Origin of the sequence: Candidatus Amarolinea aalborgensis (genome assembly GCF_900491745.1) — a bacterium.
In the GTDB taxonomy this organism is placed as follows: Bacteria; Chloroflexota; Anaerolineae; order SSC4; family Amarolineaceae; genus Amarolinea; species Amarolinea aalborgensis.
Window position 1 is genome coordinate 12725 of sequence record NZ_UETR01000012.1, and the last position, 17927, is coordinate 30651.

A 17927-nucleotide genomic window follows, 5' to 3' on the forward strand; every position below is an offset into this window, starting at 1 on the left:
CTTTCAACATGGAGATTGTACCACCGAAAGAGAGCCTGGTCAAATCCTCACGAACCAGTGCGCAAAGATCGGACGCTTGCGTTCAGGACGGCGATCAGGACGCAGATAAACGCAGGCTGTGCACGCAGATTTAGCTGCGGTTGCTCTAGCGCCGGAACAACGTGTCCCACAGGCGCTGCAGCGCGGAGGGGTTGGCGGTGGGCGCTGGCGTGGGGGTGGCGAGGGATGCGGTGGGTGTGGGCGCGGCCACGGGGGCCACCAGCACGTCACCGGGGCGCACCAGGCCGAGCGAACCACGCGCCTGCTCTTCCAGGTAAGCCGGGCTTTGCACCGTCTGCAGCTCGGCTTGCAGGCGCTGGGTGCGCGTGGCTTCGGCCGCCACCGTGGCTTGCCATTGGTGCATCTCGGTTTGCACGGCTTGCAGCTGCCAGCGGCGGCTGACATAGCCGGCGCCAAACGCGCCCAAGAGCACAAGAAGGATCAACATGACGAGCTGGCGCCGTGTGGCGCGCAACCAGGGGCCTGATCGTTGCACCGCATCCTCCCAGGTGAACTGGAAACAGTTTGGGGGCTGCGTGGATGAAACCACACAGCCCCCAACCCTGTTTGTTTGCTGAGTGCCGAAGGAGGGACTTGAACCCACACGGGCTAATGCCCACTACGCCCTGAACGTAGCGCGTCTGCCAATTCCGCCACTTCGGCGATCACGGGACGCATGTTACCATCAGGGACGCGATTTGTCAAGCCGGGCAGCCTGACCCGCGCTGACGCGCTGCGTGACGATGTACCATTCGCTGACGGTGCGGAAACGGTCGGCCGCGCGGTTCAGCTTGCCGATGGTGACGCTGCGCACTTTGTCTTCTACGCCAAAGGTGTACACGGGATGATAGAGAAGCAGCGCCGGCGCCTCCTCGGTAAAGACGGCCTGGAACTGCCGGTACAGCTCGATGCGCTGCGCTTGATCGTTGGTGCGGCGGGCGGCCTCCATCAGTTCATCGGCCTGGCGGTTGCTCCAGCGGGCGTAGTTCTGACCACCTTCGATCTCGGTGGAGTGCCACAAGGGATAGGGGTCGGGATCGCCGCTCAGTTCCCACGTCACCAGCGCAGCGTCGAAATTGTGCGTGCCCAGGTAATCGGCCGCCAGGCCGGCGAAGTTGGTGGTCTGTGTTTGCACGCCGACGCCAATCGCCTGCCACTGCTGCGTGATCAAACGTCCCAGCGCCACCTGGTCGGGCGCATCGGAGGTAAGAAAGATGAAGCGCAGCGGCTTGCCCTCTTTGTCGCGCAGGCCGTCCGCGTCGCTGTCCACCCAGCCGGCGTCGGTGAGCAGCTTGCGCGCCGCGTCGGGATCGAAGCTGTACTGGCGTACATTGGCGTCATAGGCCCAGTTGCCGGGCTGAATGGGAGAGTGCGCGATCAAGCCCTGGCCTTGCAGGGCCTCGTCAATCAACTGCTGGCGGTTCAGCCCTTGCAGCAAGGCCTGGCGCACCGCCTTGTCCTGAAAGAAAGGCACGTTGCTGCTGTTGAGATTGAGATAGATGAGCGCGTACCCCGGCAGGGTGGATGAGAAGAGATTGAGCCGCGGCTCGGTGAGCGCGGTCTTGATATCGTCTGGGTAGAGATGGGCGATGGCGTTGATTTCACCACGGGCAAAGGCGGACATGACGCGCCGCGAGTCGGAATAGAAGTGAAACTCGATGCCGCTCAAAAACGGGAGTGGGCCGTCGAAGAACGGATTCGGCTCCAGGCGCACGTGGTCGGCGTCAATCTGGGTGAGCTGCCAGGGGCCGGTGCCCACGGGCCGCGTGTTCAACTGCGCGCTGGTAAGCTCAGCCACGGGATAGCGCGCCCACAGGTGAGAAGGCAAGATGCCGATGGTGGTGTAGTCCAGGAAGGGGGCAAAGGGCTGGCTGAGCGTAAAGCGGATCGCGACGTCGTCTATTTTTTCAACCTTGACCGATTTCCATAACGCCGAAAGCCAGGGCGCCCATTGGTAATCGTCGCTCTGCATGACGGAGACCGTGAACATGACGTCATCTGCGCTGAAGGGCGCGCCATCGCTCCAACGCACATTGCTGCGCAAATAGAACGTGTAGGACAGGTTGTCCGCGCTGGCCTCCCAGCGGTCGGCCAGGTCAGGCACAACAACGCCCCGCTCGTCCAACGTGGTGAGGCCGTTGAACAGCAGGGCGACGAGATCACGATCTATGTCGTTGTAATGGCTGAGCAGCGGGTTGAGATACTGCGGATTGCTGGCAACCCCTTCGCTGTAGACGCCTCCCCGGGCCGGAATGACTTTGGTGGGAAAGGTGTAAGCGGTGTAGGAGAGCAAGCCTCCGAGAAGCAAAATGCCAAGCACGGCAACCACTGCCTGCCAGCGAACATATTTACCCACAGGATGCTTTAGCGATTCACCAGCACCGAGATGACAGACACGGCAAAGAAGGCAATGGAGACGCCAATCGTGACATTGAAAAGGGTGCGTTCAATGCCGCGGCGCGTCTTGTAGACGCCGCCATCGCCGCCAAAAACGCCGCTCAAGCCGCTGCCCTTCGCCTGCAGCAGCACGAGCGCCATAACCGCAATCGAAAGGATGATCTGAATGATGAATAGATAGGTCTTCACAGGTAGTAACCTCCAGAATTGCTTAAGAGGCTACGCATCTCCCAAGCGGTTTGCGATTATACCATTGCCCCTGGATTGCGGCAAATGGGGTGCAACCTGACTTACCTCCGGAATTCCTGAAACGCGCCGGGCCAGCCGCCGTGATCCTCGATCACCGCGTCAATCTCCCCCATGACCCGCATCGTCTCGTTGAGCGCGACCACGATGCGCTGGTAGTGTGCGATATCCTCCGCGGACAGCGTGCGCCCCTTGCGATCCTTGAGCCACTTCTCGCATACCTGGTAGCCGCCGATGTGGAAAGCCCACACCGCCGCAGGCACGCCGCGAAAGCCGGCCGTCTGCGCCTTGTCCAGCCACACCGCGCCGCCGACATACGTTACCTTTTCGACCGTAGGGGCCGCGGAGCCGGTATAGGTCGTGATGGGATGTCGTAGGGGCGATCCTTTGTGGCCTTCCCCGCCCCTGTTCCACGACGCCGCGGGATAGTCGTCTTCCAGCAGGTGCAGCGCCACCAGCTCGCCGCCGAGCGCGGCCAGACCGCGGAAGAGCTCCAGGCTGGCCGTAAGCGGGACGCGCGGGAAGTCAATTTTCAGGAATTCGGCGTAACGGGCGCGGTAAGTGGGAGAGTGGAAGATGGCGTAGATGTAGTGGAAGATGTCTTCGGGGGTCAGACCGCGAGGCAACCCATATTCGCCTTGACCGACCTTCAAGCAAGCTGCCAATCTTGCCCCAAATGCCCAGGAGAAGCTTGGACTAGAAAGCACATCCACGGATAGTGCGCGTTGTGCGTGATGACCAGTCGGATACAGCCATAGCGGGGCGAGAGAGGTTCGATCATAGACAGCCACGATCTTGTGCGTTGAGATATGTTGTGTTGCAAGAACAGCAAAAGGCTCTTTTGTCTGCCGACACACCAGCAATGCGATGTTCGGATTAAGCATGTGGCCTTGTACTTCGAAAACCGGCCTACTCGTGAACCCAACCTTGTAGTAGATGTACCGCCAATCAAAAGGGCGATAGATGCAAACTCGCACAGCCTTCGAGTCGAATTCTTGCTTTTTGGCAAGAGCCAGTGGATCATAGCTACTCGATGGTCGGAGGTTGTAGGTCTCGCAGAATTCCTCATCAAACTCGCCTGAGAATACCCGTTGCATACGATTCTCAAGCTGTGACTTATCAAAATCGATACACAAATCGTCCCGATCCGTGTTCAGACCACTGCCAATGACAGAAAATACGTCGCCCAGCGGAACCAATGATTCATACTCGCCTCGTAACGTTTCATCCTGAGGAATCAAGAAAAACTGCTCTTCTTGGGGACCGAGTCGGTGCCACTGGAACGAATGTGGAACGTTTGTTGCGAGAGCTTCGTATTTACTCTCTCTACTCCCCGAAAACTCCAAGTGCATCACAGATTTAGTTGTTCTGAATCCACGTTTTGCCCAGAGCGATATCGTAACACCTTGTTGGATATCAAAGACGTTTTCGTCTGGTCTTCCATCGCGAGTTTTGTCTCCTCGACGACTGTTTCCACGTAGGTCCACAATGTAACAATCATCGAATTGAGCCAGCAACGACTCACGCATTTTCCGATGGACCAGTCCATCGAGAAAACTGCTGTTGGTGATCAAACCGAGAATGCCTGCACCAGCAGAACTAATGATATGTTGTCCGAGCCTGAAGAATTTGAGATAGTCATCATCTAGATTGAGTTTCTTCTCATTAAGACCCCGCTTATAGTCGTCCAGCAACTCGAGAATCCACGGAATTCGATTCAGCTGCCCAAAATTGGCGTACGGTGGATTCCCCATCACCACCGTGAACCGCTGCCCGCGCTTGATCGCGTTCACGGCCTGCGCCTCGTGCGCCAGCGCGGGCGCCACGAACGCGAACTGATCCTGGAAGTCCTGCGCCGGCTCCAGCGCGTTGGTGAGGTAGATGTGCGCACGGCCGGCAAACTTGAACTGGTAGTCCGGCTGGCCCAGCCGCGTGTTGATCTCCGACAGTTTCAGCCCCAGCTTCATGTGCGCGATCGCGTAGGGCGCCATCATCAGCTCATAGCCGAAGAGCCGCGGGAAGAGGTGCTGCGGCGCGTACGCGTTCCAGGCCGCGGCCCGCTGGCGGACGTTCAGCCCCTGCCGCGCCCACTTCGCCTGCAGCGCCTGGAAGATCACCTCGATCACCTCAACCAGGAAGGTGCCGGTGCCGGTCGCCGGGTCCAGCACGACCACAAAGGGCGCGTGGGGCGATACGCCGTCGGGGATCGTTAACCCCTTGTGGCGCGCCTTCATCTCGCCCCAGGTGACGGTCGAGGCCAGGCCGTCCTCCAGGCCGAACTCCGTCTGCAGCAGTTCATGCACGCTGCGCACGATGTAGGACACGACCGGCTGCGGGGTGTAGAAGACCCCGCGCTGCACCTTGCGCCGGGCGTCGTAGGCTTTCAGGAAATGCTCATAGAAATGGACGACGGGGTCCTCGCTGCGCGTGCGATTGCCGAAGTCGGCCTTGACCGCGTCGGCTTGGGCGCGGTTGAGCACCTCGACTACGTCCTGGATGCCCAACTCGTCGAAGTTCAGCGTCTTGGTGTGCCCGGTGGCCTCCAGGAACATCTCCAGCAGTTCGCGCAAGAACGGATTGGTCGGCGGCACCATGCGCGGCAGATCGTGCACCGAAATGCCCATGGGCCGCGAGAAGCGCGCGGCCAGCAAGCCATAGGAGATGGTTTGGGCGACGACATCTGCAAAGTCATCCTCGCTCAGGTCGTGGATCAGGGTCTTGCGGAAATCCGCGTGCAGGCGCCGGATCGGACCCTGCGCGGACTCGCTGTCCAGGATGGCGTTCATGCGCTTGCGGATGGCGGTCGCCAGCCGCGCCAGCTCCTCCACCAGGTCGCGCGCAGTCTCGATGACCTCCCGATGGCGCAAGGTGAACGCGGCCGCCCACTGGCCGCGCCAGGCCTGCACGTCGCGAGGATCGTCGGGCCAGCGCAGGTGTTGGCGCAGGGCCTGATCGGCATCCGCCAGGTGCAGCACCGTGTCGCTGTCATCCCAACCGAGCACCTTCAGCACCGGCAGATCGCCGGGGCTTTGCGGATCGGCCCAGAAGTGTGCAAACGCGATTTCACGCTGCGCGCTCGTTTCTTCGCCGAACGCGGAGATGAAGAGCAGGTCGTTCTGGTCCCAGGCCGCGGAACTTGCGCGGTTGGCGCTGGCGCGCTGCTTCAGCACCAGGTGGCTGAGGATGCGGCGCAGCACCACCACCGGCATGCGTTTGCGCTCGAACTCCACGAAGAAGATGCCGAACGGCTGGCTGTCCACCATCGGCCGCAGTTGGTGGATCGTCTTGACCGCGGCGGCGTCCGCGTCCTTCAGCCCCAGTTCCGCAGGCGCGTACTCGAAGGTCAGCTCATCGAAGCCGTACGCCTGCAAAGGCCAGTCCAGCTCCTCCTCCAGGTAGCGCACCAGGTCAGGGAAGTTCTTGATCGAACGTAGGGTGTCGGCGGGAACGGGCATGGGATAGGCTCCTATGGTTATGATGGGTTATGATGCTTTTCGACTCAAAAGTACCATAACGTAATCGTAATGGTAGTTAAGTACAATAGCACGGTGAGCAATTGTACTTTTGGGCAGAGAACGACAGTTCCGGTCGCACTGTGGAGAAGAGCGTCCAGGCTTGCCGTTCGCCATTGGTATTCACCCGGCACAATAGATCATAATTAGACGCGAATTGGACAGAATGAGACGCGAATTGGACGCGTATTAGCCAGGGCCTTTGGGCACAGCGCGACCTTTCAGCATCCACCTGGCTCCGCGTCCATGACCGGTTAAATCAATCAAGTCCAGGCTTCGCAAAAGTTTGAGGTCATCACGCAGTGACCGGATAGACGTGGCGCCGCCAAGCGCCCTGTGAATCTCACTCAAAGCCATGTCGGCGCCAGCCCCCAAGAGTTGCAGCACGTTCTGCTGGCGCTGGGTCAGGTCATGACCGATCCGCTGAGGCGGCAGGTAGCGTCCGACCCGGAAGCGTACGACAAGAGTGCCGGCGGTCTGCTCGAACTCGGGACGTGGCAAACCAGCCTGCTCTGTTAGCTCCGCCATTTTCAGTGTGCCACGTCCCCATGCCTCTATGACCCCGCGGCGATAGAAGACAGCCGCAATCAGGGGATTCCACAGCAACGATTCATGGGGCTGATAGAGATCGCTAATCGTTAATCCGAAGTGCAGCGTGCCGGACGAAGTGATCTCCAGCCGGTCGTCGTAAATCGCCAGGCCAATTGAACCGCCGCCGATGGCATAGTCCCGGTGACAGATGGCATTCGCTATCCCCTCGCGCAGCGCCATTGGGGGGTAGAGGGGATCATCCACTCGCTCGAACAGGTTGGGGATGATACGACCAGCAATGGGCAGATTTTCGCGTAGAAACCGATCGGCGCGCATCAACAAATCGAAGGCGTTCCCAGTGAACTGGCGATTGTCCAGGAACTCCGTCTTATCCGCACCCTTGAAGCGCGCAACGCGCAACAGGCACTGCGGATAGTCCGGCAGAAACCGGTCACTTTTGCCAAAGAGCACGATCGCAGCTCGCAACAGTTGGTCGCCTTTCACCAGCCCCAGTCCTCGCAAGATCGCCAGAGGATCGCGCGTACCGGGATCTTCAGCGCGGCCGCGGCGGATTGCCTCCTCCAGCGTCCGTACGATTTCCGTGACATCCAGATCGGCTACGCGCCAGCCCACGGCCGGCTCGCTTTCCCAGCGCGCAGTGCTGTGAAGTTGTTCCAGCAACATTCGGTTGTATTCGTCATGGCTAAGCTGTCGGTTGGTTGTGCCCACGCGCCGGTACGCTTGGCCCCGAAACGCATACGGCCGCCTGCTACCGAGTTCGACAATTACCGTCAACACCTCTCGTCCTGACTGCAAAGGTGTTCGTTCGATGAAAGGGAATACAGGCGGCTCGATCTCACGCATCTCGCGGGCGACATCCGCCACCGTCTTGTCAGTCATCTCCTGCCCGACGATCTGGCCGCGAACATCTACCCCAAACAGAACGCGTCCGCCCCGATGATTGAGAAATGCGCAGATTGTTTTGGCCGCGTCCGTGCGTTGTCCTGTAGACAACTTGAATTCCTGCGACTCGGACTCCCCTTGAGCTACCCATGCTTCGATTTGATGTAGAGTTATCATGGTCAATTCAACTCCATCCAGCACTTCAAGATCGGCGTCACGCCTACGGGCGCCTGCAGGGGGCGCAGGTAGTCGGCGATGACCTGCTTTTCCACCTGCTTGCGCAGCTCGGCCAGCGTCGCGCGCGCCAGCGCGCAACGCCGCGGGGTGTCCGGCTCGGAGCGGATCAGATTGGCAATCGCGCCTGGCTCGGTCAGCACGCGGCGGCCGTCCACGTCGCAGCACAGCCAGACCGTGAAGCCGGCGCGGTCGCTCCAGCGCGGCTGGCCTGGCGCGGCCTCGATCAGGTCCGGATCGGGCCGCGGGACGCGGTAGCAGAAGAAGACTGCACGGCCGGCCGGTTGCGGATTGGCGCGGCCCGAAAAGGCCTTGAGCGGCAGGTTGGCCACGGCCGCGGCCAGGTCAGGATAGGCGCTGACCAGCGCCGTGTATTCCAGCCGCAGCTGCTCCGTCTCCGACAGCGTGCCGTCGCACTGCTCGTTGAGCTCCCGGATCGGATCGAACGCGTCGTCCGGCGTCAGCAGGGTGCGACCCTCGATGCCCAAGGTGCGCGAGATCACCAGCGTCTTGCTGGTGACGCGCTGGAACAGGTGCAGCAGGTCGTCCAGCTCCTCCGGCGGCAGGAAGTTCCAAAACGCCACCTTGCCGCGCAGCGGGGCCAGTTCCGGGTGGTCGGCCAGCAGCCGCGCCTCCACGTCAGGGTTCATGCGCCGGTCCACGCGGCCGATGCGCTGCATCAGCCGCACCGGGTTCCAGTGCAGGTCATAGTTGATCAGGCGGGTCGCGTCCTGCAGGTTCAGGCCCTCGGACAGCACATCGGTGGAGATTAGCACCCCGATCGGCGGCTTGCCCTGGGCGGCCAGGTCGGCGGTGCTCAGGCCGTTGTAGTACGGCGCAAAGCGGCGGATCACATCGCTGCGCTGGCGTTGATTGCTGCCGCCGTCAATGCGCTGCAGACCCTCGATGCCGGCAGCCGCGAGCTGCCGCTCCAGGTAGCGCGCCGTATCCGCAAACTCCGTGAAAATGATGACCTTCTGCTGCTTGAGCAGCGCGTCGGACTTGAGCAGCTTGATCAGCGCCTTCAGCTTGTCGTCGCGCTCTGGCGTCACGCGTGCGACCTCGCGCAGAAAGTCGGCCAGTTGGGTCAGATCATCGAAGGTGTCATCCAGGATGGCAGCTACGTCGAACTGCGCCGGATCAAGCCGCTCGATGGCGCTGAGCACATCTTCATCCAGGAACTCCTCGACCTCATCCTCATCGGCTTCTTCAGGCCACAACTCCAACTGGTGCGCCTGGACGTAACCGATCAACTCGGCGTACTTGAGCTGCCAGCGTTCCAAACGGGCTCGGTCGCGCTCGGTTTGCGCATGTACCGCGGCCCAGGCCAGTAGTTTTTTCAACAGCCGCCAGCAAGAGCCTTCGAAAGCCCGCGCCGAGCTTTCGAAGCGTTTCAGAAAGAGGGTGCGGATGAGCATCACCACCTGTTTCTGGCGGTTCTCGTCGAACGACCTGTAGGCGGCGCTTTCCTTGTCGCCTTTCCAATAGGCCAGTGGGTAGTAGATGCCCAGCACGAAGAGCGGCCGCTCCTTGCGGAACGCGGTGCGCACGCTTTCCAGGAGGGCGCCGTAGGTGATCTTGATGCTGTAGGGGACGACCTTCGGCGGTTCGCGCTCTGGAAAAAGCGCGCCGCCGGCGCCGTTGAGCCGCTGGCTCTCCTTCACGTAGGCCCGGCTGCGCTGCACGACCAGCGCGCCGAAGACCGGGTTACTGCGCAGCGCGCGCTCCGCCTCAAGGATGTCCGCTTCGACAAGCACGCTCATTGGCTCGGACGCCGGCAGTCGGGCCAGAATCTTCCGCTCCAGGTCAATGAAGTGTCGGCGCAGGCTGTGGATGCCCAGGGTGGGCGCGAAATAGCGCTCGTCGCCGCCGGTGAACAGCTCGATCATGTGGCGAAAGTCGTGGATCGAGTTGTTGACCGGCGTCGCCGTGAGCAGAAAGACCTGTTTGGGCCGGTCGCTGCTCCGCAGATAACCCTGCAACTGCCGGTAGCGCGAGGGCGCCTTGACCCCTTCGCCGGCGATGCCGGGATTGCGGAAATGGTGCGCCTCGTCAATGATGACCACGTCGGCGTCGCGCACGGTCATCTCCATCTCTACCGGCCACCGGCCGCGGCGCTGTAGATCGGTGTGGTTGTAGATGACCAGGTTGACGAAGCCGCTGAAGACCCTTTCCAGGTAACGTCTCAGGACTGGCTCCCAGACATCCTCGCGCGCGGCTTTGGGCGCAAAGAGGACGACCTGTTTGCCCTCTTTGAAGACCAACCGCTCGATCAGCATCAGGCCGACGTACGTCTTGCCCAGGCCAACGCCGTCGCAGAGGAATGCGCCGCCGAAGCGATCGGCGATCGCCATCAGATTGCGATAGGCGTCGCGCTGGTATTTGTCCAACAGCTTGAAGACGACCGATCGCTCCTCGTCCCAGGCGTCAGGTTCCAACTCACGGCCGCGGAAGAACTCGTCCAGCCCCTTGAACCAGATCTCGAACGGCGTATGCAGCCTGGTGTGTCGTTCCAGCGTGCGCAGAACGTCTGCGGTGACATCCTCGGCTTCTTCCCAAAAGCGTTCGTACCACGCTTGCAGCAGCCCCACGTCCGCGCCGCGGATTTGCACATTCAACTCGATATTTTCAGCCAGTCCGGGATAGGTGAAGTTGGAGGAGCCGACCAGGGCAAATGAGCCAACCACCGCCAGGCGGCTGTGGGTGATGTAGGCTTTGGCGTGGAATTTGTCCTTGCGATAGACGCGACATTGAATCTTGCCTGCGCGGATCGCTTCGACGATGGCCGGGACGCCCGTCAGGAAATCGTTCTGCACCTTTTCGCTTTCCAGGCTGCGCTCGAGCTGACCCTGGATGCGCTCCAGCCCTTTGGCAAAGGCCTGCCGGGTGCGCAAGGAGACTTCATCGCCCATGAGGATGCGGATGGAATCCACCGCCTGCCACGCTTCGCCCAGCGCCAGCAGCGCGCCGATCTCGAAGTAGCCGGTGGCAATGTCAATGGCCGACGACAGCGCGCACCATTCGGCCACGAAGGAACGCACTTTCCAATCGAAATCGCTGTTATCTACAATGAAGAGGTCGGAAGCGGAACGGGTCATTGGCGTCTCCAGGGTCGGTTGTGGCGCCATTATACCCTACAAGCGGTCAGCCGCTGCAAATTCTGTCGCCGCTCACGGCATGGCGCGCCAGGCGATGTTCCCCGGCGCCAGGGCGCGCAAACCGTCCTGGCGGCTGAACCACAGGCGGCCATCGGGCGCCAGCGCGGCCTGGGTCGTTCCCTGCACCGCCGCGGCGGCCGCAGCCTGCCAGGTGTCGCCGTTATCGAGCGAGCGGAAAAGCTCACTCTGCCCCCCGTAGTCGCCGCGGTAGAGATACAGCACCTCTGGCGCGGCCAGCAGCTCGACGTTGCCGGCAAAGGCCGGCAGCGCCAAGCCCGCGCCCACGGCCGTCCACGTGCGGCCGCCATCGGTTGCGCGGAACAGCCTGGGCGGCTCATTGCCAAAGAGGCCGAAGACCGTCTGCGTCGTGGTGTAGCTGGCGGCAAAGCCGAGCAGCGCGCCGCTTGCCAGCGGCATCTTGATCTCGCTCCAGGTGGCGCCGTGATCGCTGCTGCGCCGCAGTCGGTCATAGTTCGACAAGAAGAGGGTCCCGTCCGGCGCCAGCGTCAGCGCGCCGAGGCTGGAATAGGCGTTTTCTGGCGCCATGATCTGCTGCCAGCGCCGCGCGGCCGGCTGCCACGCATAGAGGCCAGTCGTCCGGCTGACGAAATAGGCCTCGTCGGCGCTGCGTGCGGCCACCGGCTGCGCCCCGCGCAGGTCGCTCAGGCCGGCCGCCAGCAGTTCCCAGGTCGCGCCCGCATCCCGGCTGCGGTAGACGCCAACGCCGCCGTCCGCGCCGGCGACGCTGGTATGAAAAAGGACGCCCGGCGCGGCCGCCGCCAGATAGCCAAAGCTGGCAGTCCCCCCGAAATCGAGACGCTCCCAGCGCCGGCCATCAGGCGTGCGGTAGACGGAGCTGCCGGCGCTGACGTAAAGCCAACGCCCGGTTGGATCGAGCGCCAGGTCTTGCGCGCTCAGTCCCTCTGTCGGCCAGCCGGACAGCGCCTGCGGACGTATCACCTGCGGGGCCAGGCTGGCAATCGGCAGCACGGCCACGCGCGGACTTTCCGCGAAGCGGGCGTAAAACTGACGCCGGCCAGCATCATAGATCAACTGCTCGGCCTGCGCCGGCCCCTGCCAGAACCCTTGCATTCCAAACGCATCGGTTTTCAACGCGGCCAGGCTGGCGTCAAAACTGGCCCACAACGTTTGCCCCTTGTCATCCAGCGCCAAACGCCCGGTTAAGCCGCCCAGGCGACCGCGCTCCTGGCCGGTGGGGTTGAGCCATTGGAGGGCCTCCTGGTTTTTGGCGATGCTGTAACTGAGGTAGGCATCGCCGTTGGCCGCGAAGACGATGTCGGTGATGAAGCTGAAATAGCCGGGCGCGCTGATTGGCTGCTGGCTGCCGGGAGCAAAGAGCTGCACGTAGCTGCTGTTGTTCGAGCCAGGTACGCCGTTGTTCATCAGCGCCAGGACATAGCCGCTGACCGGGTTAACCAGCACGCCGTAAGCGGCCGGGTTGGGGCTGAAACCGTGCGGCGTGGGAAACGTGGCCTTTAGCTCATCCACGCGCGCGCCGGCGCGCGTGTAGATCGTGATTCCATTTTGGGCGATGTAAACCCGATCGCGCGCCGGATCGGCCGCGGGCATCCCGGTCTGCGGGAAGGTGGCGAGCAGGTCGCCGCTGTTGCTGTCCAACGCTGCGATATAGGCTTCTAGCGTGGCGCTGAACGGCGGGTCGGTCTTATCGAGCATCAGCGCCAGCGTCGCCGGCCGATTGACATACAGACGGTGGTTGACCCGGTCGAGGGCGATGGGCGCGCGCCCTTTCCACACTGCGCGCACGCGGCCGGTTGCCAGGTTGACCAGGTGGATGCGATCCTGGTCATCGGCGACGAAGAGGGTGGCGTTGGCCTCGTCCAGGGCCAGATCCAGCAAGCGCACGCCCACGATCAGCCGCCCCGGCGCAGACAAGGTCTTCGGGTCGAGGATGTCCAGGTGTGACGCGCCCGCGCGCGCCAGCGCAAGCATGCGGTAGCTGTTCACGTGGGCAAAAATCTCAGGCGGTTCCTGATTTGGCCAGGCTTGCTCCGTTTGCACGGCCAGGTTGGACGCATCGAGCGCCTGAATAACCGGTTGACTGCTGCCGGCGCTCTGCGCACCGTAGCGGTAACCGCCCAGCAGCAGACGGTTGCGCAACGCATCGAAAAAGAGGCCGCTGCCGCTGGGGACGGTGGCGGTGATGACCTGCTGCAAATCGGCGCTGAAGCGCTGCACCCGCGCCGCCGAACCGTTGGTGCGCACGGCCCAGCCGCCATCAGGCAGCGCAGCCAGACCACTGAGGTAAGCATCGGGCAACGAGACGGCGGCCAGCAGATGGCCGTTTGCGGCATCGAACACCTGCAGTTGGCCTGGGGCGCCGCCGCGACTGACCAGGATGCGGTTGCCATTGAGCGCCAGATCATCAACCTGCGCCAGGTTTTGGTTCCAGAGGGGCGCGGGATTGTCGGCCCCGGCCAGCGCCTGTCTGGAATAGGCAGCCAGGCTTTGCGCGTTGGCGGTGATCAATTGCGCGCCGTCGGCGCTCAGCGCGGCCAGGCGCGCGTGATCCAGGCGATGACCGAGTTCGCCGGTCAACGGATTGAGGCTCACGAGGATTTGGGCCTCGCGGTCAACCACGAAGATCGTGGCGCCGTCAGGCGTCAGCAGCAGCTGGCCGCCGCCCTGGCCTGTCAACGGCGCCAGGGGCCACAGCCGCGTCACGCGCTCCTTCGCGACGTCAACCACGGCAAGGACGGGTCGCTGCTGCGGGCCGCGCAGGCAGTAAACATAAGCCAGGGAACGTGGCGCGTCAACCGCCAAATCGGCCGGGCTGTACGCGTCGCCCACCCCAGGTGCGCCCAGGTCGCGTTCGGCGATCGTCAGCACCGCCGGCGTTGGCGTGGGCGAGCGGCTGGCAGTGGCGGTCGGCGTGGGCGAGAGGCTGACGGTGGCGGTCGGCGTGGGCGAGCGGGGAGGCGGCGAACCGACGGTCAAAGCGGCTGTGGGCGCCGGCGCTGGCAGCGCGGTTAGCTCGCGCGCCTCTGGCGGATGCAGCGGCGTGGCAACGGCCTGCGGCGTCGCCGTGGGCGTCGCCCACGGACGACACGCGCTGAGCAGTAAGCAGAGGACGAGGCTGGCGACCGTTTTCCTGGACATGGTGCGGTTCATATTTCTCTCCGCGCGCCGGGCTTTCCCATGTGGCGCTACCGCAAGGTGAAGACGCTGATTTCGGGCCGGCAGTTCACACGCGGGATGACGCCCAGGCCGCGGTTGGTGTACAGCGTCATATTGCGCACCGTGTAGCGGCCGGCGGGGTATTTGCGCCCCATGCGTGGTAAAATAGGCGCGCCAATGTACGGCAGCACAATCTGACCGCCGTGCGAATGACCCGAAAGCTGCAAATCGAAACGGCCGCTGACGGCCGCCGTGTCGGCAAAGTCGGGTTCGTGCGCCAGCAGAATGGCGCAGCCGGTGGGGGGCAGTTGGGCCAACACGTCGTCCAGCCGCGCAGCGCCGGCCCGCACATCATCCACGCCGGCCAGGTGCAGGCAGGCGCGGCCGCGGCGCAGGGTGTGGACGGCATTGTTCAGATCGAGCAGCCCCAGCTCGTGAAACATGTGGCGCAGCAGTTCCGGCCGCTCGCGATGATCATGGTTACCCAGCACCACGGCGACGCCATCGGCGGGCGTCAGGCGCGCGAGGGCCACGCGCAGATCGGCCACAAAGCGCTGCGGGGCATAGGTCACGAAATCGCCGGTGATCGCCACCAGGTCGGGCTGCTGCCGATTGACCAGGTCCACGATGGCAGCCAGGCGGGCTTGCGTCATCCAGCCGTCCATGTGAATGTCACTGATTTGCAGCAGCCGGTAGCCGCGGAATTCGGGCGCCAGCCGCGGCAGCGGCAGGTCGAGGTAGACGATCTCAACCCAATCGAGGCCCCAATGGCGTCGTGCATAGCGCAGACCACCGAAGGTCATGAAGCCGGCATGAAACGAGGCAATGCCAGCCTTGCGCAAGATGGCCCACGTGCGGGCGCCCAGCCAATGCAGGGAACGTTGCGGTTTGGTGTTCACAGTCAGAATCCTCAGACGCATTGTACCATATCAGAATCTGCAGCGGCATTGTGCCGTTGGGGAGTTGGATTGGCGTCACGGTGTGTGACAACTCCAGCGGCGGCGGCGTCAAACGGTGTAACAAAAACATAACCTTTATAGACTAAGAATCATGTCCTGGGCGAATTGCTCCCGCCGGCCTCCGAACCGGCGCTGTGATGGGTCGTTGTCCACCGACGCTGAGCGCACGCTATGCAGCTTTTACTAGAAACATGGCAGTACATCCTGGGGCATCAGCCAGATTTCTGGGCCAAGACGGGCGCGCATCTAACCCTGAGCGGGATGGCGCTGCTATCTGCCCTGGCGGTTGCGGTTCCGCTGGGCATTCTCAGCGCCCAGAGCCGCCGCGCGTCCCTGGTGGTGACGAACGGAATCGGCGCGCTGCGTGCGGTGCCCAGCCTGGCCATCATGGCCGCCATGCTGCCCATCATCGGCGTTGGTTTTCGGCCTGCGCTGATCGCGCTCACCATTCTAGCGCTTCCGCCCATGCTCATCAACACGCAGGCTGGCATCACCGCCGTAGACCCAGCGATTACCGAGGCTGCGCGCGGCATGGGCCTGAGCCGCTGGCAGATTATCGGCCAGGTGCAGGTGCCGCTGGCGCTGCCGGTCATCGTCACCGGCGTGCGCACCGCAGCCGTAGAGGTCATTGCCAGCGCCACCCTGGGCGCGGTCATCGGTGCGGGCGGCTTGGGCGAATACATCTTTGCCGGGCTGAGTCTGGGGCCAGCGTATCTGCACCTCATGCTCGTTGGCGCTATCACCGTGGCTGTGCTGACCTTGGCCGCCGAGGTCAGTCTGAGCCGTTTGGAAGTGGTTGTGCGGCACGCATTTCATCAGTAGGTTAGATCGTTCGGAATCACACGGAGGAATATCATGAAGCTGTATCGTTGGGTCGTGTTGTTGGTCGTTGTCGTCCTGGCCTTGAGCGGCTGCACCGCGGCCGCGCCAGCCGCGCCGACCGGGCCGAAGGTCAAGATCGGTTCGAAGGACTTCACGGAAGAGCTTTTGCTCGGCGAGATGTATGCACTGATCCTGGAGGAAAACGGCATCCCTGTGGAGCGCCGGCTCAACCTGGCGGGCACGCAGGTGGCGCAGGAAGCGCTCACTAAGGGCGAGATTGACATGTATCCCGAATACACCGGCACCGGCTATCTCTTTATTCTGGGTATCAAGGATAAGGTCGAAAGCCCCAAGCAGGTCTTCGATCGCACCGCCGCAGACTACAAGAGCAAATGGAATCTCGTCTGGCTCGATCCGGCGCCGATGAACAACACGAACGCGATTGCCGTGACGCAGGCCGCAGCCACGCAGTACAAACTAAAAACACTGTCGGACCTGGCGGCCGCAGCGCCCAATATCCGTTTTGCCGCGATTCCCGACTTTGAGCAGCGGCCAGATGGACTGGCTGGGCTCAAGCAGCTCTACGGCGGTTTCGAGTTCAAGAGCCTGACGGTGTTTGACCCCGGTTTGAAGTACAAGGCGGTCCAGGACGGCCAGGCCGACGCGGTCATTGCTTTCAGCACCGACGGCCAGATCAGCGCGTACAAGCTGGTTCTGATGGAAGACGACAAGGGCCTGTGGCCGCCGTACCAGGTGGCCCCTGTGGTGCGCAATCAAATCCTGGAGACCTATCCCAAGATCAAAGATGTCCTGAACAAGCTGGCGCCTTTCCTGACCAACGAGGCTCTGTCCACGATGAATTGGAAAGTGGACGGCGACAAACAGGAGTACACGGCCGTGGCGAAGGCGTTCTTGAAGGAAAAGGGCTTGGTGAAGTAGATATTTTGGAGTGCGGCGACGTGTCGCCGCACTCCAAAACGAAAGATAAGTATCGGATGAATGCGATTATCTTTGACCATGTGAGTAAGCGGTATGCGGAGGCGGGCGCGCCTGCGGTGGATGACGTCAGCCTGGAGATTCCGGATGGCAAAATCGTCGTCATTCTAGGCACGTCTGGCTCGGGCAAAACCACGCTGATGAAGATGGTCAATCGCCTGATCGAGCTGTCGCTGGGGCGGGTGATTGTGGAAGGGCAGGATGTGCAAACGCTGCCCGTCAACGATCTGCGCCGGCGCATCGGCTATGTGATTCAGCACATCGGCCTCTTTCCGCACTGGACCGTGGCGCAGAACATCGCCACGGTCCCCACGATCCTGGGATGGGAGGCTCGCCGCGTACAGCAGCGTGTTGAGGAGCTGATGGACTTGGTGGGCCTGACGCCTGCCGAGTACCGCGGCCGCTATCCCGCGCAACTGTCGGGCGGGCAGCAGCAGCGCGTGGGCATCGCGCGCGCGCTCGCGGCGGACCCCGATATCCTGTTGATGGACGAACCGTTCGGCGCGGTGGATGCCATCACCCGCTCACGGTTGCAAGAAGAGTTCTTGGCCCTGCAGCAGCGCACCCACAAGACAGTGCTCTTTGTCACGCACGATGTGGAAGAGGCGCTGCAGCTGGCCGACAAGCTGGTCATTATGGACCGCGGCCGGGTCATCCAGTACGATTCGTCGTTCAACATCATCACGCAGCCGGCAAATGACTTCGTCGCGCAGTTGATCGGCGCGCGCCACCTGATGCGCCTGCTGCGCCTGGTCACGGTGCGCAACATCGTGCAGCCCTTGCAGCCAGCCACGGCCGCGCAGGCTGACGACACCCTGAGCCTCGATGATTCGATGAGCGACGCTTTGACCCGCTTGCTGCGCTCCGCGTGCGACGCGCTGCCGGTGGCAGACGCCGCTGGCGCGCTGGTGGGTCAAGCCGATCTGGCCGCGGTGCGCGCGCACCTTCGCCGCTCAGACTCCCTGGCGCGTTGA

At 62.6% G+C, this 17927-nt stretch carries 11 protein-coding genes and 1 tRNA gene; 3 read left to right on the top strand and 9 right to left on the bottom strand.

Going from position 1 to position 17927, the window contains the following annotated elements:
- Positions 1-145: 145 nt before the first annotated feature.
- From ACPQ6D_RS15125 to ACPQ6D_RS15165, 9 genes are all read right to left on the bottom strand, one after another.
- Positions 146-535, bottom strand: a complete 390-nt coding sequence (locus ACPQ6D_RS15125) for an FtsB family cell division protein (RefSeq protein WP_423225178.1) — start codon at positions 533-535, stop codon at positions 146-148.
- Between the two features lie 83 nt (positions 536-618).
- A tRNA-Leu gene (locus ACPQ6D_RS15130) sits at positions 619-702 on the bottom strand.
- A gap of 22 nt (positions 703-724) precedes the next feature.
- Positions 725-2395 carry a peptide ABC transporter substrate-binding protein gene (locus ACPQ6D_RS15135; RefSeq protein ID WP_423225179.1) on the bottom strand — a complete coding sequence of 557 codons (1671 nt, stop codon included), beginning with the start codon at positions 2393-2395 and terminating at the stop codon, positions 725-727.
- Positions 2396-2403: 8 nt separating this feature from the next.
- On the bottom strand, positions 2404-2625 hold the full coding sequence (gene secG / locus ACPQ6D_RS15140) for a preprotein translocase subunit SecG (protein ID WP_423225180.1): 222 nt from the start codon (positions 2623-2625) through the stop codon (positions 2404-2406).
- 101 nt (positions 2626-2726) lie between these two features.
- Positions 2727-6137: a type ISP restriction/modification enzyme gene (locus tag ACPQ6D_RS15145; protein WP_423225181.1), complete on the bottom strand. Its 3411-nt coding sequence runs from the start codon at positions 6135-6137 to the stop codon at positions 2727-2729.
- Positions 6138-6383: 246 nt separating this feature from the next.
- Positions 6384-7805, bottom strand: a complete 1422-nt coding sequence (locus ACPQ6D_RS15150; RefSeq protein ID WP_423225278.1) for an ATP-binding protein — start codon at positions 7803-7805, stop codon at positions 6384-6386.
- Between the two features lie 2 nt (positions 7806-7807).
- Positions 7808-10960, bottom strand: coding sequence for a helicase-related protein (locus ACPQ6D_RS15155; RefSeq protein WP_423225182.1), 3153 nt, complete (start codon positions 10958-10960; stop codon positions 7808-7810).
- Between the two features lie 72 nt (positions 10961-11032).
- On the bottom strand, positions 11033-14158 hold the full coding sequence (locus ACPQ6D_RS15160) for a hypothetical protein (RefSeq protein ID WP_423225183.1): 3126 nt from the start codon (positions 14156-14158) through the stop codon (positions 11033-11035).
- A 47-nt stretch (positions 14159-14205) separates the two neighbouring features.
- Positions 14206-15075 carry a metallophosphoesterase gene (locus ACPQ6D_RS15165; RefSeq protein ID WP_423225184.1) on the bottom strand — a complete coding sequence of 290 codons (870 nt, stop codon included), beginning with the start codon at positions 15073-15075 and terminating at the stop codon, positions 14206-14208.
- Between the two features lie 231 nt (positions 15076-15306).
- Here ACPQ6D_RS15165 and ACPQ6D_RS15170 point away from each other — a divergent pair, with 231 nt between their 5' ends.
- The 3 genes from ACPQ6D_RS15170 to ACPQ6D_RS15180 are packed head-to-tail and all read left to right on the top strand — an operon-like array spanning position 15307 to position 17927.
- Entirely contained in the window at positions 15307-15957 is a 651-nt protein-coding gene (locus ACPQ6D_RS15170; RefSeq protein WP_423225185.1) for an ABC transporter permease, read from the top strand.
- 33 nt (positions 15958-15990) lie between these two features.
- Entirely contained in the window at positions 15991-16896 is a 906-nt protein-coding gene (locus tag ACPQ6D_RS15175) for an ABC transporter substrate-binding protein (protein WP_423225186.1), read from the top strand.
- Between the two features lie 56 nt (positions 16897-16952).
- Positions 16953-17927 carry an ABC transporter ATP-binding protein gene (locus tag ACPQ6D_RS15180; protein ID WP_423225187.1) on the top strand — a complete coding sequence of 325 codons (975 nt, stop codon included), beginning with the start codon at positions 16953-16955 and terminating at the stop codon, positions 17925-17927.